A 21,426-nucleotide genomic window follows, 5' to 3' on the forward strand; every position below is an offset into this window, starting at 1 on the left:
GGCACCTGCTGATTGCTGCGGCCCCTGCGCGGTCCTGCGGCAGGCAGTGCCGCAGGACCGCAGCACCTCAGCCGATGCGCACGCCCCGACAACAGGAGCGTGCGCATCGGCGCGCTACTCGGTGGTCAGGAACAGACAGTGCCGTCCGCCGGGACCTTGCCGTCCAGCAGATGGCCGTTCACGGCCTTGGTGGCGCACGAGTTGACGCCGTAGGTGCCATGGCCCTCGCCCTTGACGGTGAGCAGCACCCCCACGCCCTTCCCGAGCTTCTTCGCCATCTTCCGGGCGCCCGCGACGGGAGTCGCCGGGTCGCCCGCGTTACCTATGACGACGATGGGGGCTGCGCCGGGCGCCGAGACCTCCGGGGTGTCGCTGGTGCCGGTGACCGGCCAGCCGTGGCAGCCCAGCAGGCCCGTCGCGGTCAGCTCACCGAAGACGGGGGACGCCTTGCGGAACTCGGGCAGTCTGGCCTGCACCTCCTTGGGAGCGAGGCGCTGCTTGGTGTCGGCGCAGTTCACCGCTGTGTTGGCGGACTGCATGGTGTTGTAGTGGCCCTTGTCGTCCCGGCCTATGTAGCCGTCGGCCAGCATCATGAGGTTGTCGCCGCTCCCCTGCTCCGCGTGGGCGAGCGAGACCGACAGGGCCGGCCAGGCCTCCTTGGAGTAGAGCGTCGCGACGATGCCTATGGTCGCCTGCTCCTTGGTGAGCTTGCGTCCGCTCTTCGTCGGCAGCGGCTGCTTCGCGGTCTTCGCCAGGAGGCCGGCGATCCGCCGGCGCCCGTCCTCGGGGCTCCGGTACGGGCAGGTGCCGGGCGTCTTGACGCAGTGCGCGAGGTAGTTGTCCAGCGCCAGCTGGAAGCCCTTCGCCTGGCCCAGGGACTCCTGTACGGCGTTCTGGGTCGGGTCGACCACGGCGTCCAGGACGGTGCGGCCGACGTGCTTCGGGAACAGGTGGGCGTAGACGCCGCCCAGTTCGGTCCCGTAGGACATGCCGAAGTAGTTGAGCTTGGCATCGCCCAGTACCTGGCGCATCAGATCCATGTCGCGGGCGGCGCTCTCGGTACCGACGTGCGGCAGCACCTTCCCGGAGTGCTTCGCGCAGGCCGCCGCGGTCCGCTTGTTCTGCTCGGCTGCCCCCGCCAGATCGTGGTCCTCGGCGCGCTGCGCGTCGGTCTCCTTGTCGCTGAGGCACCGCACGCCCGCGCTGTCGCCGACGCCGCGCGGGTCGAAGCTGACCAGGTCGTAGTGCGAGCGCAGGGTACGGGCCGAGGCGTAGCCCGGCAGGGTGGCCACGCCTGAGGCGCCCGGCCCGCCGAAGTTGAAGACCAGAGAGCCGATCCGCTCGCCGCCGCCCTCGGCCTTGGCGCGGATCATCGCGAGGTCGATGGTGTCGCCGGCGGGCTTGGCGTAGTCCAGGGGCGCCTTCATGGTCGCGCATTCCCACGCCGTGCCGTCGGGCAGCTTGCCGGGCGCGGCACCACCGCCCTGAGCGGTGGACGGCGCCGTACACGGACGCCAGTTGAGCTTCTGGGAGGCGAGGGACGCGGGGAGAGCGGCGGCCCCCGCGGGCGTGGAGTTCGGCGGGCCGGTGTCGTCCTTGTCCGGGCCGCAGGCGGTGGCGCCGAGGGTGAGCAGGAGGGAGGCGCAGAGTAGTGAGGTGGTGCGGAGCGTCGGAAATCTGGACATGGCTGTCTTTCTGTTGCTGAGGGGGAGAGAAGTGATGTGCTGGGCGGGCTGAGTGATGTGCCGGCGCCCAGCACGAGTTGGGTGCTCGGATGGTCCAGGGGGCAGCCGGGTCGGGCAGTTGCTGCGTCGGGCCGGTGCCCTTGGTGCGGTGGTGCCGCCCTCGCCCCCTGTCGGGAGATGTGCGTGCAGCGGCTACAGCTACGCCGACCGGGGCCTCGACTTCACTGAGGCGGTGACTTGCGGTGGGGGGCGGGGCCAGGGCGGCCCGCTGGTGAGGGACTCGTTTCGTGGGGTCGGGGGGAGGCTGGTTCAGGTGCCCAGGCCGGCGTCTCGTGCCAGGAGTGCGGCCTGTACCCGGTTTTCGCAGCCCAGCTTGGCGAGGATGCGGCTCACATACGTTTTGACCGTGGCCTCGCTCATATGGATCCGCTGGCCGGCGTCCGCGTTGGACAGGCCCTCGCCCAGCAGCGCCAGGACCTCCAGCTCGCGGTCCGACAGGGTCTCCAGCCGACGGCGGGCCTGCTCGGCGCGGCGCACGCTCTGGCCGGACGCCAGCGAGTCCACGACATGGCGGGTGGCGCCCGGGGACAGATACGCGTCCCCGGCCGCGGCGGCCCGGACCGCGCGCATCAGCTCCGCCGGCGCCGAGTCCTTGAGCAGAAAGCCCGCACTGCCGTCCGCCAGGGCGCGCAGCACGTTCTGCTGCTCCCCGAAGGTGGTGAGGATCAGCACCCGAGCATCGGGGGCGGCCCGGCGGAGTTCGGCGAGGGCCGTCAGCCCGTCCATGATCGGCATCTGGAGGTCGAGCAGCACGACGTCCACCCGCTGGGCGCGGGCCAGTTCGATCGCCTCGCGGCCGTTCGCCGCCTCCGCGACGACGTCGATGTCGTCGGCCGAGGTGAGAATCATCCTGATACCCGCCCGAATGAGCGGCTCGTCATCCGTGACGAGAACCTTGATCACGAGTCCCCTGCGCCCTCTTGAACGGTCATAGCTGCGGCCGCTCACCATCATCCCCGATCACGCCGCCCGCCCGGACCTCACGGCGAGAGCTCCGCCCTTATGTCTTGACCTCGAAGGACTTCTTCTCGATCAACTTGCCGTCCTTGAAGCAGAACCGGAAGACCGGCTCCTTTTCCCAGCTGCTGCCGAACTCCGAGGAATTCAGGCTGAGGCACTTCGCGCCCTTGGGTACCGGCGGTGCGCCCTGGTCCAGGCCCTTGGCCAGGAAGGAGGAGCCGTCGGGCAACTGCTTGCGTACCGTGCTCTCGGACTGGCCCACCTTCACCGCTGCGTACTCCTTCGGCTCGATCATGGCCTTGTTCGCCTCGGTCGCGAGGAAGGCCCCGCCGACGACGACGCCGGCCACCAACAGCAGGACGAGCAGTGCCGCCACCCCGCAGCCGATGGCTATACCGCTGCTTCTCTTCTGCGCGCTCATGGCCTTGGCCAGCTCCTTCGGCGATCCGTTCCAGTCGATGACCGGATCAGCTTCGCCGAGCGAACCCGCCGCGATCTGCTGCCGAAAGTCGCCTGTGGGGTCAACGAACGTCGCCGTCTCGTCGCCGGGCGAGGAGCTGGTGGCACCGCGCTCCGGCGTGGTGTACGGCAGCACACCCGCCAGCCGGAAACCGCCGTCCGCCGTGGAGCCCACATGCACCATGCCGCCGACGAGCCGGGCCCGCTCCCGGAGCCCGGTCAGCCCCTGGCCGCCGCTCACCACGCTCCGGCCGTCGTCCGCGGTCTCGGGTACGGGGCCGTTCGCGACCTCCACGACCAACGAGTCCGGCTCATAGCGCAGTTCAATGGTGATCGAGGCGCCCGGGGCGTGCTTATGGGCGTTGGTCAGGCCCTCCTGAGCTATCCGGTACGCGGCATGGTCGGCGGTCGGGGCGAGCGGACGCATCTCGCCCGAGCGCCGCAGCTCCACGGCCGTACCCGCGCTCCGGGACACCTCCACCAAGCGCTCTATGCCTGCCACTCCGCGCGCCGGCGCCTTGGCGTCCTCCTCCCCCATCGCCTCCAGAGCAGGGGTGGGCGTGCCGCCCGCGACAGCCGACGGAGTGGTCCCGTCACCGGGGGCATGGGTGCCGTCCCGCAGCAGCCCCACCACCTCGCGCAGCTCGTGCATCGCGCCGACCGACGCCTCCCGCAGGACCCCCACGGCTTCCCGCTGTCGTCCGGTCAGTTCGCGGTCCACCTCCAGCGCGCCGGTGTGCACCGAGATGAGAGCGAGCTGATGGCCGAGGCTGTCGTGCATGTCCTGCGCGATGCGCTGGCGTTCGCGCATCCGGGCCTGTCCGGCGATCATCGCACGCTCGCGCAGCAGTTGGGCGTTGTACTCGCGCAGGGTGTCCAGCAGTGTGCGGCGCTGCGACCAGTAGCGGCCGGCGAGGCCGGGCAGGATGGTCGCGACCAGTGTCACCAGGGCGCCGACGACCAGGAGCGCCGGTGAGACGCGGGGCAACTCCCGCGAGAGATCCAGGCAGAAGGCGAAAACGTACGCGAGGGCGAAGGTGCCGGTCGCCCTGCCCACCCCGTCGATCCGGCGCCCGGCGGACCAGCTGGCGACGGGGACCAGCAGCGCGAAGCCGCCGAACGGGAACGACGCCGCGATGGCCACCAGCAGAATGGTCCCGGGCAGCACCCGGCGCAGCGGCAACAGCAGTCCGGCAGCCAGCGCGACGGCGACGATCTGTACCGCGCCCGCTTGGCGCAGGGCCTCGGTTCCCGCCGTGAGCGTCGCCAGCACCACGCTCAGCAGCGATTCCAGCACCATGCGCCTGGGCGGCCACATCCCGGGGCCGAAGAGCGCCCTGCCCGGTTCGGCCAGCCGCCGCAGCCCCGCACGCACCCTTACCGCGGGCGCCGGCCGAGCGCGCTGGGCACGCTCCATACCTTCCACACCTGTCACGCAGCTACGTTAAGCAGCCCCCCGCGTCGACGACACCACCTTTCGTCGCGACGTGCAGCAACGAAAGTCCCACGACAGTGGCGACGAGTCCGACGGCTCACTCCGTCAGTCGGGCGGGACGGGTGCGGTAAGGGCGGCCTGGACGAGCTGATCCGCGTAGGAAGCCGTGAGCCGGCCCGGCTGGAACAGGATCCGGTACATCATCGGGGCCACGACATGGTCCATGACCGCTTCTACTTCGGGAGCGGCTTCGCCCCGTCCCGTCGCGCGACCGAGGATGACCTCGATCTGTTCGGCGGCGTAGGCCGAGCACTGGCCGGCATTGCTGCCGTCGGGGTCGCCGAGGAGCGCGTCGCGTATATAGGCGCGGCCCGACGGAGAGGCCATCTCGTCGAGGAACTGCCTGGCCCAGGCCTCCAGATCGGTGTGGAGGCTCCCGTGATCGGCGGGCGGCTCCTCGGGACGCAGCCGTTCGACCGCCACGTCGGAGAGCAGCTCATGGAGGTCGCCCCAGCGGCGGTAGATCGTCGACGGGGTGACACCCGCGCGGGCCGCGACCGCCGGCACGGTCAACCCGGCCCGGCCCGCTTCGGCTTCGATTTCCCGGACCGCGGCGTGCACTGCCTCCTGGACGCGGGCGCTGCGCCCCCCGGGGCGAGCCATGGCCTTGGGACTCATGCCACCACCTTAAAGCAAAATCGTTGCATCTGGAGTGGGTCCTTCCTCTCTGACGTTCGTCGCTCAGCGGCAGCCCGCACCCGTGAGGAGCCCGGCCGGCCTCCGGCGAGGCGCACCGGTATCTACGGCTGAACCGGCTGCCGCGCACCTGCCTGACCGCGTTCTTCAGGCCATCCCCGGTGCCAGTTGACCGCGCCCGTCCTGGACGGATTCGTAGGCATGACCGGCACGGAGCACGAGGGCCTCCCCCTTGGGCGGCCCCATCAGCTGCATCCCGATGGGCAGGCCCGCGTCATCGCGGCCGACCGGCAGTGTCAGGGCCGGGATCCCGGTGATGTTCGCGGGGGCGGACAGGCGGACATAGGCGTCCGAGACACTCTCCGTCGTACCGTCCGGCCATTTCACGGCGTCCTCGCCCACCTCGGCGGCCGTCATCGGCACCGCGGGCGCAGCGATCACATCGACCTGTTCGAGCACGCGCCCCCACGCCTGGCGCATGAGCGTGCGGGCCCGCTGGGCCCGCAGGTAATCACCGGCCGAAAGGAGTTCGCCGGCCTCCAGCAGCACCCGGACGTCCGGGGCGTACAGCTCGGGGACGGACCGCAGGGCACGTTCGTGGTAGGCGGTGGCCTCCGGGACCATCAGACCCCATTGGGTCGCCTGAACGTAACGGGCCAGCGGAATCTCGACCTCGACGAGTTCGGCCCCGAGGTCCGACATCTGGGCGAGGGCGCCCCGTACGGCGGTCTCGACCTCGGGGCTGACCCGGTCGAAGTAGTAGTTGACCGGCACTCCGATCCGCAGGCCCGTCAAGTCCCCTTTCCCCAGGAGCGGGTAGCCGGGCCGTGCCAGATCGGAGCAAGCCGGGTCCTCGGAGTCGTTGCCCGTCAGTGCGGAGAGCACGAGCGCCGCGTCCCGCACCGTACGGGTGAGGGGACCGACATGGTCCAGGGACCAGGACAGCGAGGTCACACCGTGCCGGGGCAGGAGGTCGTAGGTCGGCTTCAGCCCAACGACTCCGTTCAGCGCCGCGGGGACTCGGATGGAACCTCCGGTGTCGGTCCCCAGGGCGAAGGTGGCCGCCCCGGCGGCCACGGCGACCGCGGAACCACCGCTCGATCCGCCCGCGATGCGGCCCTGGTCCCAGGCATTGCGCGTCTGGGGCGTCGTCAGCCCGTAAGCGAATTCATGTGTGTGCGTCTTTCCCAGGAGGACCGCGCCGGCGTCGAACAGGCGCCGGGCCACCGCGCTGTCGGCCGGTGCGACATGCCCCGCCCGCACCCGGGAACTGGCCGTGGTCGGCAGACCGGCGACATCGATGAGGTCCTTCAGCGCGAACGGGATGCCGTGCAGCGGGCCCCGATACCGGGCGGCCGTGATCTCGCGCTCCGCCAATGCGGCCGACTCTCGCGCCACTTCACTCGCCACGGTGACGTACGCCCCGAGCCGCTCTTCGACGGCGTCGAGTCGTGCGAGCACGGAATCGGTCAGCTCCACCGGGGACAGCTCGCCCTGCGCCACGGCGTCGGCCGCCTCGGCGAGGGTCAGTTCAAAGAGAGCCATCGGTGGCCGCCCCTTCGATGGTGTGGGTGGCGGGCGGTGTCTCCCCGAAGTCCAGTTCGCGCAAGGTGCGTACCACGGAGTGGATGTGGTTCGCGGTGGCGGCCACCTCGGCATGGCGCTCGCTCTCCAGCGGGAGCCCGGCACGGAGCGCCCCTCGCGCGGCCTCCGTAGCGGTGAGTTCAACGTCGCTCATGGATCCCCTTCCTGTGCGTGCAGGGCGCGTTGCGGAGCGGCCGCCCGGCGACCATCTCCACCATCCCCAGCAAAAGCAAAAGATTTGCCTTAGTCGACGGTAGGGGCTAGCGTCATCTAAAGCAAATAAATAGCGTTTGTGACTGAGGGGCCGTCACGAGCGGCGTCAGCTCCCGCATCTCCCCGACAGCAGGAGCCCACCGCCCGCCCCGGCCCCTCCGCCACCTGCCCTGACCGGGCGCCGCCGGGCCGCACCGCCTCGCCCCGCCCCTCTCCGAAGCACGAGCGAAGGAACGGAAAAGCACGCCGATGCACCACCACTCGACCCCCTCCGACGACAGCACGCCCGCGACCTGGGACCTGGGCGACCTCACCATCCACCGCATCGACGAGGTCGCCCTGCCCCCGCAGACCGGCCCCTGGCTGCTCCCGGCGGCCACCCCTGACGTGGTGGCCCAAGCACCCTGGCTACGGCCCGACTTCGCCGATGAGGCCGGCGTCCTGCGGCTGAGCAGCCACAGCTTCGCGTTCTCCGTGGACGGCCTGCGCGTCCTCGTCGATACCGGTATCGGCAACGGCAAACCGCGCGCCAACCCCGCCTGGAACAACCTCGACACCGACTACCTCGCGCACCTCGACGCCGCCGGCTTCCCGCCCCAGAGCATCGACCTCGTGATCCTCACGCACCTCCACACCGACCATGTCGGGTGGAACACGTATGCCGATGGCGCCACTTGGAAGCCCACCTTCCGCAACGCCCGCTATCTGACCTCCCGCACGGAGTGGAACCACTGGGCGGCGGAGGACATGGACGAAGCCCGGCAGCAGATGTTCCGGGACTCCGTCCACCCCATCAAAGACGCCGGCCTTCTCGACCTCATCGACATCCCGGCGGAGGGCACCGACATCGCGCCGAGCATCCGCCTGATCCCCACCCCCGGCCACACCCCCGGCCATCTCGCCGTCGAGCTCCGCGGCCGCACCTCCACCGCTGTGATCACCGGCGACTGCATCCACCACCCCGTCCAACTGCTCGACCCCACCATGGGAAGTTGCGTGGACACCGACCCCGACCAGGCCACCGCCACCCGCCGCCGCCTGCTCGCCTCCCTCGCGGACTCCGACACCCTGCTGCTCGGCACCCACTTCCCCGCCCCCACCGGCGGCCTGGTGCACTCACACGGCGACTCCTACCGGCTCACCCCGTTGACCAGGGAGTGAGCCGGAGGCCCGGGGCACCGCCCGACGGGAGGGCAGCACGTTTCAGGCCTGACGATGACCGGTCTCCGGGCCTTCCCTTCCCCGCAGCCGAGTCCATCCGGGATCATGAAGCATGCGCCCGGATGACTGGCACCTCACCGAAGACGTCGACGACTTCCTCGCCCGAGCCGGCGAATTCCTGCGCTCGCGCCCCGCCCTGCACACCACACCACTGACAACCATCGAGAGACTGCGCACACACGGAGCCGACGCATTCGGCACCACAGCCCCCGTCTTGGGCCGACTGGAGCGAGCGGGCAAGGTCCACGCCACCTTCTGCCTCATCCGCGGCCTGAGCCTCACCCATCTCGCCCCCGAACACGCCGACACCCTCGCCGCCCACCTGGCCGCCCTTGGGCACTCCCTTCCCTTCGTCAGCGCGGACCACAGCACCGCCACCGCCTTCGCCGAGGCGTGGCAGCGGCGCACCGGCGCCACACCCACACTGCGCGACCGGATCCGCCTGTACCGCCTCGGCACCCTCATCCCACCCACGCCGGCCCCAGTAGGCCGGGGCCGACCGGTGGGCGAACAGGACCGTGAGCAACTCATGCTCTTCTTGCGCGAGTTCACCACGGACGTCAGGGAAGCCGTGACCATAGACGCCGCTTCCTGGGCCGGCACACGCTTCGCCGACAAACACTTCACCTTCTGGGAGACCCCGGACGGCACGGCGGTCTCCCTGGCAGGCGCGACGTCGATGGTCGGAGGCATGGTCCGGGTGGACCCCGTCTACACCCCGGCTCATCTCCGGGGCCGAGGCTACGCGGGCGCCGTGACGGCCGAGGTGAGCCAGGCCGCGCTGACCGCAGGGGCCACCGACGTCGTGCTGTACGCCGACCCGGCCAACCCCACCAGCAACGCCCTCTACCAGCGCCTCGGGTACCTCCCCCTCGCCGAGTGGGCCGTGTACGACTTCGCTTCGACCGAACCGGAAGCCGGGTAGGGACCCGGAACCGGTCAGCCGGCGCCGGTCCCGGAAGCGGCCGGAATGGCGTGCTCTCCGATCGCCATCGCGTTGATGTGGCGGGCCGTCCCCTTCGTCCGGCGCGCTGGAGGGGGCGGGTCGCCCCCCTCGTCCGGCGCGCTGGAGGGGGTGGCGTAGCGGCAGGACGAGGAGCACGTGGGCAAGCACATCGCGACAGGCGTGACACGGGCGGTCTCGCGGTCTGCCCGCGTACCCCCTGTGTGGTCCGGTGGCGAGGTCGGGCGAGGGCTGGTAGCTGTGGATGGAGGGCGCACATCACCTCATCGTCTCGCCCCCGGAAGTATCGGAGTCCGGCGACGCACAGGCTCGCATACTGATCGTTCCTTCCACCCAACCCGGCCGCGGGCGCCCTTTCCGGTGACAGCGTGGGAGTTGGTGTTCATGACCCATGGAGCCCACCCGCCCCCGGTCAGGATCGTCGTGGGTTCACCGGAGGGTGGCGTCTTCAGGGAGAACTGGACGCGAGTGCGGCGCCCGGTCGTGGCCGTGTTCTGGCACTGGCGGACACGGTGGCTGCTGCACCGGGGAATGATTCACCCGAGACGATGGTGGAATCCGTGGGGGACCACTGTGGGGATCGCGTTCCTCTGCGTTCTGACTCTGGTGCTCGTGGCGTGGGGCATTGGCGGCTTGCTGGTCGTCATTCATCACGGCTGGCGTCAGCAGTGGTTCAGCCCGGACCACATGTGCTCCAGCGGTGTCGGCGCTTCCTGCGGAGCGTTCACCGGGGTCGTGATGCCGGTGTTCCTGCTGGCCGCCTCGACCGTGCTCTTCGTGGTGTGGAGGCTGTGGCGGGTACGCCGGTTCGCCACGCTCCCGGCGAGGAAGGAGCCTGGCCGCTTCGTTCAGACGGCGGGCAGCCTCATGGACGAGGTGGTCGGTCGCGATCAGCTCTGCAACGCGATCATGAACAACCTGCGGGACAGGAATGTCCGGCGCCCCCATGTCATCACCGGCAAGGTCGGATCGGGTAAGACGGCGGTCCTGGTCCATCTGGCCGGCAAACTCGCCGCCCAGGGAGCCGTCCCCATTCCGGTGCGGCTGCGCGACGCCCAAGAGGGGCTGGATTTCTGCAAGCTGGCCAAAGAGCGGTTCGACGCCGTGGTGCAGCCGGTAGTCCGGTCCCCCGCGGAGTCGGACAGAGTCTGGCAGTGGCTCCGGCAGCACTCGGACCGGATCGTCGTACTCGCGGACGGCCTGGAAGAGGCGCTCAACCAGGACGACAAGGTGAGCGGTCAGCGCGACATCCTCATCCGGGAGGCGATCGCGCGGGCGGACGACGAAGAGCTGCCGCTGGTGATCGCCTCGCGGCCGCACGATCCGTTGCGCGCGATGCAGGCCGCGATCTCGGAGCTGGAGCCGTTGAGCGATGAAGCGTCCTTGCAGTACGTCGCCCGCAGTGGCAGCTGGCGCGCCGACCCGATGCTGCTCGACCGGATCGTGGAAGCCGCCAAGATGTCCGAGTCCCCGCTCTACCTCCAGATCGCCAAGGATCTGCACAGCAGGGATTTGCTGGAGTCGCTGTGGACGGAGGACGAAGGCGGGGCCGATGTCGTACTCCATGACAGCTGGGCGCTGCGGGCGGACCTCTTGGAGAGGTGGCTCGACGCGCTGGTCGACGGGGAGATCTACCCCGAACTGCCCATCGGCCGTGACACGAGGCAGACGGTGGTGGAGTACATCTCGGCGCTGGCCTGCATCGGGCTGGCCGCCGACCACGGTGTTGTCGGGCTCTGGGAGCTCGATCCGTCCATAGGCCGGGACCAGAGCGACAAACCCGGGAGCGACGGCGAGGCGCGGCGCGCCGATGACGGATGGAACAAGCGCATCGCCATGACACTTGACTGCCAGGTGCGCCGGTTGCGGTGGGCGCAGGTCACGCAGAAGTCTGATCAGGGTAGGGAGGGCGACGCCCCTCATCGCGTGGGCAACCCCGGGCAGGGCTGGTCAACCCCTGTGGAGGGCCCCCGAATCGATGTCCGGCTGGCGGCGACTTGGGGCATGCGTATGGGGCTGGTGCATGAGGATGGGAAGGCGGTTCACTTCCAGCACAGCATCATGCAGTCCTATCTCGGATCCCGCCTCCTGCCGAGGATCTGCGACAGCAAGGACGAAGGCCGGCTCACGAAAGTGCTGAAAACGGGCGGACGAGAACTCCTGATAGCCCTCACGCTCCACTCGCGCTCGCTGAATGGGCATTGCGAAGGCGGTGGCTGCGGAAAGCCTGAGCCCAAAAAATGCCCGGACTTCGTCATATGCAGGCTGCTGCAGGACCGAGCCATGGAATTGCTGAAGGAAGCGGATGAGGGAAAGGATATGTGGGGCCGGTGGCGGGCCAGCAGGGACGGGGAGCTTGACGATCGCGGCAGTCCGCGCCTGAGGGCACTGGAAATGTTCGGCGCCGCCGTGGAAATAGACAGCGTCGCAGCAGCCCCGGAGCAGGACTGCATCCTTAAGATGATCAGGAGGAACTGGGGTCGCCTGGGCCGGGGCGAGGACCCCGTGAGACTCCGCGAGGCGAAACTCACTCTGGTGAAGCAGTGCGGTGCGGCGGCACGCCGGGTGGCTGCCGACCGGAGATGTAATCCGGCCTACGGGAAATTGTTTGACATTGGCTGCCATGAATTTGACTACCACGTGCGCGCCGGAATAGCGCAGGAGATAGGAACAGGCGGCGAGCAGGCGTACATGGCCGTGCATGACCGCCTGCTTGAGCCCGCACTCGACGTGCGGGAAACCGAATGCAGCTCGCGGCACGCATGTGTGCCGCCGCTGGGGCCGCCGGAGGACCGGGCACAGGGGGAACGGATGCACCGCGCGCGGCGGCGGGAGCGCGTGCGAGGCCGGCTGCGGGAAGAGTGGAAGGCAGCCGAGCAGGAGGCCCGGTGGGAGAAGTGGAGATGGAACTGCGACACGATGCGGGCTTGGGTCCTCCCCATGCTCGTGGACTCCACCATGATGACCCGTCACCTGGACTCCCCACGGGACGACTTGGAGAACTGGGTGGACATCGCGACCGGGGAAGCCGGCCACTCGGCCGATGTCGTGGCGCCGGGCACCGACATCGGCCTGGGCGTGACACTGGCTCAGGGGTTCAAGTTCGCCGCCAACCGCCGACCTGGCCCGCAGTCCGACAGACAGGCCCGGGAGTGGCTGGTCAAGCACGCCCAGGAGATGCTGAAGCGCAGCACGTTCTGGTACACCCGGCTGACGCTGCTACAGGCCCTGACCCTGTGGGCCCTGCCCGATGACGTCAACGAGGACCGGCCGATCCGTGGGCACGGGGCGGACCCCCGGGGCCAGGTCGAGGAGTGGCTGACTCTGGAGGAAGGGAGACGGAACGGGGAAGGCCGGTGGACGGAGCACCCGCTGGTGAAGGCGGCCGGCGAATTGGCGGTCCGTGCGCTACAGACCCGGCGCCCCGAACGGTTCCTGTGGATCGATGAGGCTGCCACCGCCAACGGTGTGGGCACCGAGGTCGGCCTTCCCGAGGACCGGCGTGCCCATAACCTCTGGATCCCGCCGTCCACGGGCTGGAGCACGATGGATCCCCTGGCCCAGCAGTTGCTCGCCGATGTGCTGCTGCTGGTGGTGCTCGGCGAGCGGGGGTACCGGCCGAGGGATCTGTTCCGCATCCTGGACTTCTGTTCCCGCGAGCGTACGCAGGTCCCGTCCTGCGTCATCAAGAACCGCAGCAGGCTGGACCCCGTACGGGGAGTGGAGCGCACTCTGCAACCCGGGTCCAACTGCACGGACGAGTGCCGACTGAGGCTGTGCCCGTATCCGGCAAAGGTGGAGAACCTGCGGATGGAGTTCAGCGAGGTCTTCTGCCTCCAACAACGCGACCTGCTGCAACGGTGGCGGCCCCGGACATGGCTCGGCCTGCGTTTCCGGCGGAAGGCTCCTTGGCAGCACAAGGTGCCGGTCGCCGGTATGCGCCGGTTCTGGGACCAGATGGGAGAGCGGGCGCGGGACGTGAACCCCGACGAGGCGGACCGCACCCGGACACGAGCCCGCGGGTACAGCCCTTAGGGTGCGCCACCATCTCTATTCCTCCCGCGCGCCCGCCGCGCGTCTCGTCGGGCTCGGACGGGCCGGTCAAGGCCCCTGACCATCCCTCTCGCCACAACCCCGAGAGCAGGGGCGGGGAGCCATTACGGGCCATCCCCGGCGAGACCCTGACAGCGGCGGGGCGTGCGCTTCGTCCGGGTGGACGAGGAACGGGCGGCGGGTGGGCTAGATCCTGGAGACGGCCGTCGAGGGGGCGGTGCTTCAAAGCGGAAGGGACATGATGAGCACGCACAGGTCGCGCCCCGCCGGGGTTTCCGAGGACAGGCTGAGCCGGCCACGCATACGGCAGGGGTTCCGTAGCGCCAGGTTGCTCGTCGGCTGCTATGTCGGCCTCAGTGCGCTGACGCTCCTCGCCATCATCCTGCTGCGCAACCACCCTGACCTCGTGACCGATGCCGTCTGGGTCCGCGCGACCATCGTCGTAGTCACGTCCCTGCTCATGGCCTCCTTCGCCACTCGGGCGGCGCGCGGCCACCGTCGCTCCTACCTCCGACTGCGGTGGGCCTCCGGCATCATGGTGGTGGCCATTGCGGTCATCATCGCGGTGCCCAGCGCCTTTCCGCTGTGGCTGAAGATGGAGCAGGGGGTCTGCGGTCTTCTGCTGGCCGGGGTCTTTGTGATCGTGCATGGCAAGCAGTTGCGCGCTGCGTTCGCCGAAAGGTAGGGCGGGTTCGCGCGGAAGGACGTGCGACTGCGGGCGCGGGCTCGTCTCGTCCCGCCCGGTGCGCGAGACCGCGCCTGTTCCCTTTCCCTCCGCACACTCCGCAGTCCCGCGCTCAGGCGGGCCGCCCGCGACCGGCGTACAGATCTGCGCGGACGAGAGCAGCCCGCGCAGATCCGTCGGTGGGAGGTCAGTCGAGGTCGTCCGAGTAGTCGGTGGTGGAGCAGCCGTCGATCTCGCCGTCGTCCGTCGAATTGCCGGAAGGAGCCTTGAAGTCCGGGGTGCAGTTGAGGAACAGCAGTCCGGCCTTGAGGAGTTGGCGCCGCTGGTCGTCGCTGCTCGGGTCGACGGCGAAGTCGTCGCCGATCATGAGGTCGTCCTGCTCGTCCTCGTCTCCCTTGACGGCGGTCTGGAACGCCTCCATGTCCTCGACGGTGAGGAAGTCGACGTCACCGCCGCCGCCCGCCGGGTCCTCGCACTCGCCGCCGCCGTTGATGCCCGTCAGCCCCATGGCTTCCACTCGCTGCACCTCGGGAGGCGTGGCGATGTCGACGCTCTCGCAGTGGAGCGTCGACCGGAGAAAGTCCCCGGCGTCCTGGGGTGAACCCACGGAGGGCAGACCGCAAGCGGAGACCGACGCCAAGGCGCAGACGGTTCCGGCAGTGGCGAGTATTCGGTGGAAACGCATGACGTCCCTTTGCAGTTGTGGCTTTGGGCCGAGCGCGCGCTTACCGGTTAGGGCGGGCGGTGCCTCGGCTGCGAGGGTGAAGAAAGCCCTCGGCTCTCTCCCCCGCTCCCCCGCCGTGATCAGTTGACCGGGACATGGTAAGCGGAAGCCAGGTCAAGGACGCACCGTCACTTGACCCGTCGGCTGCCGGGGCGGGCCGGCGGCCGTAATCGTCAAGCGGCGCCGCGGGCTCCACCGGCCCGGCCGGGCCGGGCACGTCGAGCTGAGCCCAGACCAACCCAGCCGAGCCCGGTCGAGCCGAGCCGAGCCGATGAACCGGGCCTCGATGGCCGTTTTTCTGCGAATTCGGGGCTCCGATAGACATTCCTCTTCACCTTTCCCGAGCCTTGCACCGCCCGCCCGATAGTGGCCCGCACGCACACCGCCGACACGCTCCGGGACGAGAGGCAGGCAGCAATGAAGGCACTGGAACGGAACGTGCTTCCGCTGGACGGGTGGCTGGGACGAGTGGAGCGGATGGTCAACCGGCTGCCCCATCCGTTTGTGCTCTTCGCCGGCATCTTCGGGCTGGTCGCCGTGGTGTCGACGGTGATTGCCGCCTGCGGTGTGTCGGTTCAGGTGCCGGGGGAGAAAAGCCCGACTCCCGTGCTCGGCGCGCTGACGCCGGAGGGCCTCAGTCATCTTCTCGGCACGGCCATCGACTCCTTCACGGCCTTCCCCGCACTCGGGCCGGTGCTGGTCATCGCCATGGGCATAGGGGTCGCGCAGGGTACCGGCGCCTTGGAATGTCTGATGCGGATCGCGTTCCTGCGGGTGTCGCGGCGCTGGGTTCCCTACCTTGTCGCCTTCGTCGCGTGTCAGGGGCACGTACTGGCCGATTCCGCCTACATCCTGCTGCCGTCGCTGGCCGCGATCGTCTTCAAGGCGGTGGGGCGGAACCCGGTGGCGGGCCTGCTCGGTGCCTTTGTGTGCGTGGGGAGCGGCTATGACGGCGGGATTCTGCTCGGCACTCTCGATGTGACCACGACCGGGATCACGAAGAGCGCGGCGGAGCTGCTGCCGGGCATCGACGGCTATCACGTACATATCGCCATGAACTGGTTCTTCACCGCGACGACCGGACTTCTGCTGCCCCTGGTCGGCGGTTTCCTCATCGACCGGGTGCTCGAACCACGGCTGGCGCCCTGGAACCCCAAGTACGACCCGGCGCATTCCGGAGCGGAGGACGGTGCGGCCACGGAGGCCCTGGCGACCCCGGCGCAGCGTCGGGCGCTGCTGATCAGCGGTGGGGTGACGCTGGCGGCCGCCGCGGCGATGGTCACCGCGTGGCTGCTGCCGGGCAGTCCGCTGCGTGGGGAGGACGGGGTGCTGGCGCCCTCCCCCTTCGTCGACAGCCTCGCCCTCGTGTTGTCCGGGCTGTTCTTCGTCTTCGGTGTCGTCTACGCCCGCTGTGGCGGGGTCGGCAAGGAGGCGCGTGCCGTCTATCCGCACCTCGTCGGCGCGGTGCGGGACATGTCCGGGTTCGTGGTGCTCGTCTTCGCCATCGCGCAGACCATCAATCTGCTGACGTGGAGCAACTTGGGCAAGCTGTTCGCCATCGGACTCGCGGAGGGTGCGAAGTCCGCCGGGCTCGGCGGATTCGGGATTCTGCTCGCCGTCGTCCTGGTGACCTCGCTGCTGAACCTGCTGATCACCTCGGGCTCCGCCCTGTGGTCGATCCTGGGCACCGTCATGGTGCCGGCCGGGATGCTACTGGGCCTGTCGCCCGCCGCCATGCACGCGGCCTTCCGGATCGGCGACTCCGTGACCGGGGCGATCACGCCCATGCAGGTCTTCCTGTACTTCGCGCTGGTCTCGGCGCAGAAGTACCAGCCCGAGCTGAGACTCGGCACGGTCATCTCCCGGCTGGTGCCGTTCGCGCTGTCCTTCGCGACGGTCTGGACCGTGATCCTCACCGGGTTCTACTTCCTCGACCTTCCGCTGGGCCCCGGCGCCCCCATCCATCTGCCGTAAACATCGCCCCCCTCAAGCAACTCCCCCTCGACCAAGGCAAGGACTGCAGATCTCTGTGACCGAGAATGACCTCCTGTGGCTGCCGGCCCGGGAACTGGTGGAGCTCCAGCGGCGCCGTGAGGTGTCGGCGCGCGAACTCCTCGCTGCGCACCTCGCCCAGATCGACGCGGTGAACCCGAAGGTCAACGCGATCATCACGCTCGCCGAGGACCGCGCCCATGAGCTCGCCGCCCGCGCCGATGCCGCCGTCGCACGGGGCGAACTGCTGGGCCCCCTGCACGGCCTCCCGGTCGCGCACAAGGACCTCGCCCCGACCAAAGGCATCCGCACGACCTACGGTTCTCCGCTCTACGCCGACCATGTGCCGGACCATGACGCGCTGGTCGTGGAGCAGTTGGTGCACGCGGGTGCCGTCACGGTGGGCAAGACCAATGTGCCCGAGTTCGGTGCGGGCATCCAGAGCACCAACGAGCTGTTCGGCCCCACCCGCAACCCCTACGACCTGAGCCTGACGGCCGGTGGCAGCAGCGGGGGCGCGGCGGCCGCCGTCGCGACGGGCATGGTGGCCCTCGCCGACGGCGGTGACACCGGCGGCTCGCTGCGCAACCCGGCGGCCTTCTGCAATGTGGTGGGGCTGCGGCCCTCGGTGGGCACGGTGCCGATGTGGCCGGCCAACGATCCGTTCGCACCGCTGAGCATCCAGGGCCCGATCGGCCGCACCGTCGACGATGTCGCGCTCCAGATGGCGGTGCTGACCCGGGCCGATCCGAGGTCCCCCTGGGGCCTGGGCGATCCGTCCCGGTTCCAGGTCGGCCTGGAGGGCGACTTCTCGGACGTACCGGTGGCGTGGAGTCCGGACCTCGGCGGCCAACTGGCGGTGGACGACGCCGTACGCACCGCGATGGAGCCGGTGCCCGGGGCCCTGGCCGGGATCTCCCGCAAGGTCGGCGTTGCGGCCCCGGACATGACCGGCGCCGACGAGGCGTTCCGCACCCTGCGCGGCTGGTACCGGGCGCTCAACTACGGTGACCGGTACGCCGCGAACCCGGAGGCGTTCGGCATCAGGGTCCGCCAGGACATCGAGAACGGGCTGGCAACGACCTCGGCCGGTCTGATGCGCGCACACCAGCTGCGCGGGCTGCTCTTCCAGCGGTTCGTGGAATTCACCCGCGAGTACCGCTATCTGGTGACGGTCACGACCCAGGTGCTGCCGTGGAGCGCGGATCAGCTGTGGCCGGAGCGCATCGGGCACACCAGGAGCGAGAACTATCTCGACTGCATGCGCTCCATGTACTGGTTCACGGTGCTCGGTGTGCCCGCCCTGTCGGTGCCGGCCGGCTTCACGGCGGACGGGCTGCCGGTCGGGGTGCAGATCGTCGGGCGCAGCGGTGACGACCTCGGCGTGCTGCGGCTGGCCCGGCAGATCGAGCGGACGCTCGGTGCGGGGCTGCGGCGGCCGGCCGTCGCGCTCCCGGTCCCCGGCGACGGTACGGACCGCGCCCACGTCACCGGCAACCGTACGGGCAGCGCCCGCGTCACCGGCTGAGGCCGCTCGGCCGCCAGATGTCGAGGGGGACGACGCCACGGCTTCGTCCCCACACATCCAGCAGATGACCGCACAGCTTGTCCTGGCGCAGCACCACGGAACGGTCCGCGATCTCCGCGTACGGCAGCGCCCGGCGCAGCTGCACCGCCCAGTCGTGGAGCGCGTCCACCGAGTGCAGGGTGACGGTGACCAGCAGGTTGTTCGCGCCGGACAGCGCCGCGCAGCTGCGGGTCTCGGGGAAGGCGCCGAGCCTGCGGCCGGCCTCCTCCAGCCGCTCGTCCGGGACGTTGAGCCACAGCAGGGCGCCGGTCGGCCAGCCCGCGAGCGGCCGGGCGACATCGCAGCGCAGGAGCAGGTCACGGTTGCCCAGCAGCCGGTTCAGCCGGCGCTGCACGGTCCGGGGTGTGACACCCAGCTCGGTGGCGATATCGGAGTAGCGGAGCCGGCCGTCTTTGCTCAGCGCGACGATCAGTTCGCGCTCCCAGGTGCTGTACGCGGTGGCCTCGGCGCCCTGCGGTTCCGGCCCGGTGCGGAGCAGAGTCCGCTCCTGGCGCTGGTTCAGCACGCCCAGGCGCCACTGCGAGCCCGTGCGGAAGTTGCGGGTCACCAGATGGGAACGGACCCGGACGACGCCCTCCTGCCGGGGCAGGCTCGTGAGGAGGTAGTCGGACATCGAGGCGAAGTCCGGGGTGAAGGCGATCGCGAACAGGTCATAGGTGCCGGCGACATGCTGGAGGGTGAGCACATGGGGCTGGTGGGACAGCTCGGCCGAGACCTGAGCGGCGCTGCCCGGCTCGCAGTGGATTTCGACGAAGGCCCGGCACGTCCGGTAGAGGAGACCGGGGCCCAGCGCGGGGGTGACCCAGGCCAGGCCCTTGCTGCTGAGGCGCTCCCATCGGCGGGCCAGTGTCACCGCGTCCTGGCCGAGCACCTTTCCCAGCTCGCTCCATGTCGCGCGGGGCGCGGTCTGGAGGGCGTTGGCCAGCAGCAGATCGGCCTCGTCCAGCTGTTCCGGACGCGGCACCTCGATTTCGCTGCTCACCTGACGAGTCTATAGAGGGGGCACTTCCCTCTCCAGGATGCCGCCCCATATGGCGCCGGACCGTAATCCCGGGGCCTGGAAGCCGGCCCCGCCCGCAGCGAAACAGCGCGGCCGGTGGCACCGAATTCCGGTATGCGGAGTTCTTGGTCCGGCGGTCCCGAGGGGCGGGCAAAATACGCTCCGGACTCGTCGGGCAGATACCCCTGAATCGCCTTCAGGGGGTGCGCGCGGGCCTGCGGGCCCGGCTTTGTGAAGCCGGGGTCGGTAGGGGTTGCCGCGCGTTATGCGCAAAAATTAGGTTCCCACCGGGGAATACCGGTGGCCCACGGGGAACTTCGTACGGCGCGTGCCGGCACTCCTCTCTGCGGGAACGCCGACCCGAGTGGTATCGGGATCCGCTCCGACCGCGACCGATCGAGAGGTTGCCTCATGACCTTGGCCAGTTCGGAACGAGTGACCATGTTCGTGCCGGATTTCCCTTTCGCCTATGACGACTGGCTGCGACATCCGGCCGGGCTCGGCACCGTACCCCGGCACCGGCACGGCACTCCGGTGGCGGTGATCGGCGGCGGGATGTCCGGGATGACCGCGGCCTATGAGCTGATGCGGCTCGGGCTGCGGCCGGTGGTGTACGAAGCCGAGCAGCTGGGCGGGCGGATGCGTTCGGTGCCGTTCCCGGAATATCCCGCGTTACAGGCCGAGATGGGCGCGATGCGCTTTCCGCTGTCGGCGACCACGCTGTTCCATTACATCGACGCGCTCGGGCTGCGTACCTCGCCGTTCCCCAATCCGCTGGCGGCCTGCACGCCCGCCACTCTGGTGAATCTGGAGGGGCGCACACACCGGGCGCGGTCGGCGGCCGATCTGCCCTCGGAGTTCCAGGAAGTGGCGGATGCCTGGGCCAAGGCGTTGCAGGACCGCGCCGAACTCTCCAGCTTGCAGGACGCGATCCGCCGCCGCGATATACCCGTACTGAAGGCGATTTGGAATCAGCTGGTCAAGGAGTACGACGACCAGTCCTTCTACGGTTTCCTCGCCACCAGTCCGGCCTTCGCGTCCTTCCGGCACCGGGAGATCTTCGGCCAGGTCGGTTTCGGCACCGGCGGCTGGGACACGGACTTCCCGAATTCCATCATCGAGATCCTCCGTGTCGTGTGCACCGCGGCGGACGACGACCAGATGACGATCGAGGGCGGCGCCCAGCAAGTGCCCCGTGGGCTGTGGACGCTTCGGCCCGACCGGCTCGCGCACTGGCCGGCCGGCACCTCGCTCGCCGGTCTGCACGAGGGCGCTCCCCGGCCCGCCGCCGTGGGCATCCGGCGCGATGCCGAGGGCTATACGGTGACGGACGCCGACGGGCGCCGGGACCGGTATCCGGCCGTGGTGTTCAGCCCGCACGTCTGGGCCCTGCTCAATCACGTGGACAGCGATCCGGAGCTGCTCCCGGCCGACCTGTGGAGCGCCGTCGAACGTACCCACTACATGGGTTCCTCCAAGGTGTTCGTGCTGACGGACCGGCCGTTCTGGCTGGACACCGATCCGGACACCGGCCGGATGGCGATGGGTATGACCCTCACGGACCGGATGCCGCGCAGCGTCTATCTCTTCGACTCGGGCCCGGACCGGCCGGGTGTGATGTGCCTGTCCTACACCTGGAACGACGACTCCCTGAAGTTCGCCACCCTGTCGGCGGAGCAGCGGCTGGAGCTGCTGCTGACCAAACTGGGCGAGATCTATCCCGGGGTGGATATCCGCTCGCACCTCATCAGCGCGCCGCTGACGATCACCTGGGAGACCGAGCCGCGGTTCATGGGGGCCTTCAAGGCCAATCTGCCCGGTCATTACCGTTACCAGCGCCGCCTGTTCAGCCACTTCATGCAGCACGAGCTCGATCCGCGGCATCGCGGCTTCTTCCTGTGCGGCGACGACATCTCCTGGACCGGCGGGTTCGCCGAGGGCGCCGTGACCACGGCGCTGAACGCGGTCTGGGGCGTGGTCAACCACCTAGGCGGCAGCACGGCTCCGGAGAATCCCGGTCCCGGCGATGTCTTCCACGAGATCGCGCCGGTCCGGCTCCCGGAGTGAGCCCGCGGGGTCTTCGGGCCGCGTACGGAGGGCCTGCACC

General features: G+C 69.6%; 15 protein-coding genes. 7 read left to right on the top strand and 8 right to left on the bottom strand.

Going from position 1 to position 21,426, the window contains the following annotated elements:
- Window positions 1-125 precede the first annotated feature (125 nt).
- The 6 genes from ACZ4XD_RS14410 to ACZ4XD_RS14435 all read right to left on the bottom strand — a co-directional run bounded on the left by ACZ4XD_RS14410 (window position 126) and on the right by ACZ4XD_RS14435 (window position 7,033).
- Window positions 126-1,685 (bottom strand): alpha/beta hydrolase, encoded by a 1,560-nt coding sequence (locus ACZ4XD_RS14410; RefSeq protein WP_468041910.1) that lies wholly within the window; start codon window positions 1,683-1,685, stop codon window positions 126-128.
- Window positions 1,686-1,994: 309 nt separating this feature from the next.
- Window positions 1,995-2,648: a response regulator transcription factor gene (locus ACZ4XD_RS14415; protein ID WP_468041912.1), complete on the bottom strand. Its 654-nt coding sequence runs from the start codon at window positions 2,646-2,648 to the stop codon at window positions 1,995-1,997.
- A 97-nt stretch (window positions 2,649-2,745) separates the two neighbouring features.
- Window positions 2,746-4,482 (bottom strand): sensor histidine kinase, encoded by a 1,737-nt coding sequence (locus tag ACZ4XD_RS14420; protein WP_468041972.1) that lies wholly within the window; start codon window positions 4,480-4,482, stop codon window positions 2,746-2,748.
- A gap of 222 nt (window positions 4,483-4,704) precedes the next feature.
- A complete protein-coding gene (locus tag ACZ4XD_RS14425; protein ID WP_468041914.1) occupies window positions 4,705-5,277 on the bottom strand; it encodes a TetR/AcrR family transcriptional regulator in 573 nt (190 codons plus the stop codon).
- A 165-nt stretch (window positions 5,278-5,442) separates the two neighbouring features.
- Window positions 5,443-6,840, bottom strand: a complete 1,398-nt coding sequence (locus tag ACZ4XD_RS14430; RefSeq protein ID WP_468041916.1) for an amidase — start codon at window positions 6,838-6,840, stop codon at window positions 5,443-5,445.
- Window positions 6,827-7,033, bottom strand: a complete 207-nt coding sequence (locus ACZ4XD_RS14435) for a hypothetical protein (RefSeq protein ID WP_468041918.1) — start codon at window positions 7,031-7,033, stop codon at window positions 6,827-6,829. Before ACZ4XD_RS14435 ends, ACZ4XD_RS14430 begins: the two co-directional genes overlap by 14 nt.
- A 308-nt stretch (window positions 7,034-7,341) precedes the next feature.
- On the opposite strand from ACZ4XD_RS14435, the gene ACZ4XD_RS14440 reads away from it, so the two are divergent.
- From ACZ4XD_RS14440 to ACZ4XD_RS14455, 4 genes are all read left to right on the top strand, one after another.
- A complete protein-coding gene (locus ACZ4XD_RS14440; protein ID WP_468041920.1) occupies window positions 7,342-8,253 on the top strand; it encodes an MBL fold metallo-hydrolase in 912 nt (303 codons plus the stop codon).
- Between the two features lie 112 nt (window positions 8,254-8,365).
- Window positions 8,366-9,238 (top strand): GNAT family N-acetyltransferase, encoded by an 873-nt coding sequence (locus ACZ4XD_RS14445; protein WP_468041922.1) that lies wholly within the window; start codon window positions 8,366-8,368, stop codon window positions 9,236-9,238.
- 612 nt (window positions 9,239-9,850) lie between these two features.
- Window positions 9,851-13,312: an NACHT domain-containing protein gene (locus ACZ4XD_RS14450; RefSeq protein ID WP_468041925.1), complete on the top strand. Its 3,462-nt coding sequence runs from the start codon at window positions 9,851-9,853 to the stop codon at window positions 13,310-13,312.
- Window positions 13,313-13,571: 259 nt separating this feature from the next.
- A complete protein-coding gene (locus ACZ4XD_RS14455; protein ID WP_468041928.1) occupies window positions 13,572-14,015 on the top strand; it encodes a hypothetical protein in 444 nt (147 codons plus the stop codon).
- A 187-nt stretch (window positions 14,016-14,202) separates the two neighbouring features.
- Here the strand turns inward: ACZ4XD_RS14455 and ACZ4XD_RS14460 are convergent, their stop codons facing one another.
- Entirely contained in the window at window positions 14,203-14,700 is a 498-nt protein-coding gene (locus ACZ4XD_RS14460) for a hypothetical protein (RefSeq protein ID WP_468041930.1), read from the bottom strand.
- A gap of 456 nt (window positions 14,701-15,156) precedes the next feature.
- On the opposite strand from ACZ4XD_RS14460, the gene ACZ4XD_RS14465 reads away from it, so the two are divergent.
- Together ACZ4XD_RS14465 and ACZ4XD_RS14470 are read left to right on the top strand one after the other, a co-directional pair.
- The gene (locus ACZ4XD_RS14465) at window positions 15,157-16,713 is read left to right on the top strand and encodes an AbgT family transporter (RefSeq protein ID WP_468041932.1); all 1,557 of its coding nucleotides are present in this window, start codon (window positions 15,157-15,159) and stop codon (window positions 16,711-16,713) included.
- Between the two features lie 55 nt (window positions 16,714-16,768).
- On the top strand, window positions 16,769-18,259 hold the full coding sequence (locus tag ACZ4XD_RS14470) for an amidase family protein (protein ID WP_468041935.1): 1,491 nt from the start codon (window positions 16,769-16,771) through the stop codon (window positions 18,257-18,259).
- Here the strand turns inward: ACZ4XD_RS14470 and ACZ4XD_RS14475 are convergent.
- Complete coding sequence (locus tag ACZ4XD_RS14475) at window positions 18,249-19,301, bottom strand: Lrp/AsnC family transcriptional regulator (RefSeq protein WP_468041937.1); 1,053 nt, start codon at window positions 19,299-19,301, stop codon at window positions 18,249-18,251. The two genes, ACZ4XD_RS14470 and ACZ4XD_RS14475, sit on opposite strands and share 11 nt — an antisense overlap.
- A 429-nt stretch (window positions 19,302-19,730) precedes the next feature.
- On the opposite strand from ACZ4XD_RS14475, the gene ACZ4XD_RS14480 reads away from it, so the two are divergent.
- Complete coding sequence (locus ACZ4XD_RS14480) at window positions 19,731-21,386, top strand: flavin monoamine oxidase family protein (RefSeq protein ID WP_468041940.1); 1,656 nt, start codon at window positions 19,731-19,733, stop codon at window positions 21,384-21,386.
- Window positions 21,387-21,426: the final 40 nt, after the last annotated feature.

The organism is Streptomyces sp. NPDC029466 (assembly GCF_055574515.1).

Coding starts and splice junctions, on each gene's coding strand:
- ACZ4XD_RS14465 (WP_468041932.1), top strand. CDS start 15,157: ATGAAGGCACTGGAACGGAACGTGCTTCCGCTGGACGGGTGGCTGGGA.
- ACZ4XD_RS14425 (WP_468041914.1), bottom strand. CDS start 5,277: ATGAGTCCCAAGGCCATGGCTCGCCCCGGGGGGCGCAGCGCCCGCGTC.
- ACZ4XD_RS14460 (WP_468041930.1), bottom strand. CDS start 14,700: ATGCGTTTCCACCGAATACTCGCCACTGCCGGAACCGTCTGCGCCTTG.
- ACZ4XD_RS14430 (WP_468041916.1), bottom strand. CDS start 6,840: ATGGCTCTCTTTGAACTGACCCTCGCCGAGGCGGCCGACGCCGTGGCG.
- ACZ4XD_RS14420 (WP_468041972.1), bottom strand. CDS start 4,482: ATGTGGCCGCCCAGGCGCATGGTGCTGGAATCGCTGCTGAGCGTGGTG.
- ACZ4XD_RS14440 (WP_468041920.1), top strand. CDS start 7,342: ATGCACCACCACTCGACCCCCTCCGACGACAGCACGCCCGCGACCTGG.
- ACZ4XD_RS14455 (WP_468041928.1), top strand. CDS start 13,572: ATGAGCACGCACAGGTCGCGCCCCGCCGGGGTTTCCGAGGACAGGCTG.
- ACZ4XD_RS14410 (WP_468041910.1), bottom strand. CDS start 1,685: ATGTCCAGATTTCCGACGCTCCGCACCACCTCACTACTCTGCGCCTCC.
- ACZ4XD_RS14435 (WP_468041918.1), bottom strand. CDS start 7,033: ATGAGCGACGTTGAACTCACCGCTACGGAGGCCGCGCGAGGGGCGCTC.
- ACZ4XD_RS14480 (WP_468041940.1), top strand. CDS start 19,731: ATGACCTTGGCCAGTTCGGAACGAGTGACCATGTTCGTGCCGGATTTC.
- ACZ4XD_RS14445 (WP_468041922.1), top strand. CDS start 8,366: ATGCGCCCGGATGACTGGCACCTCACCGAAGACGTCGACGACTTCCTC.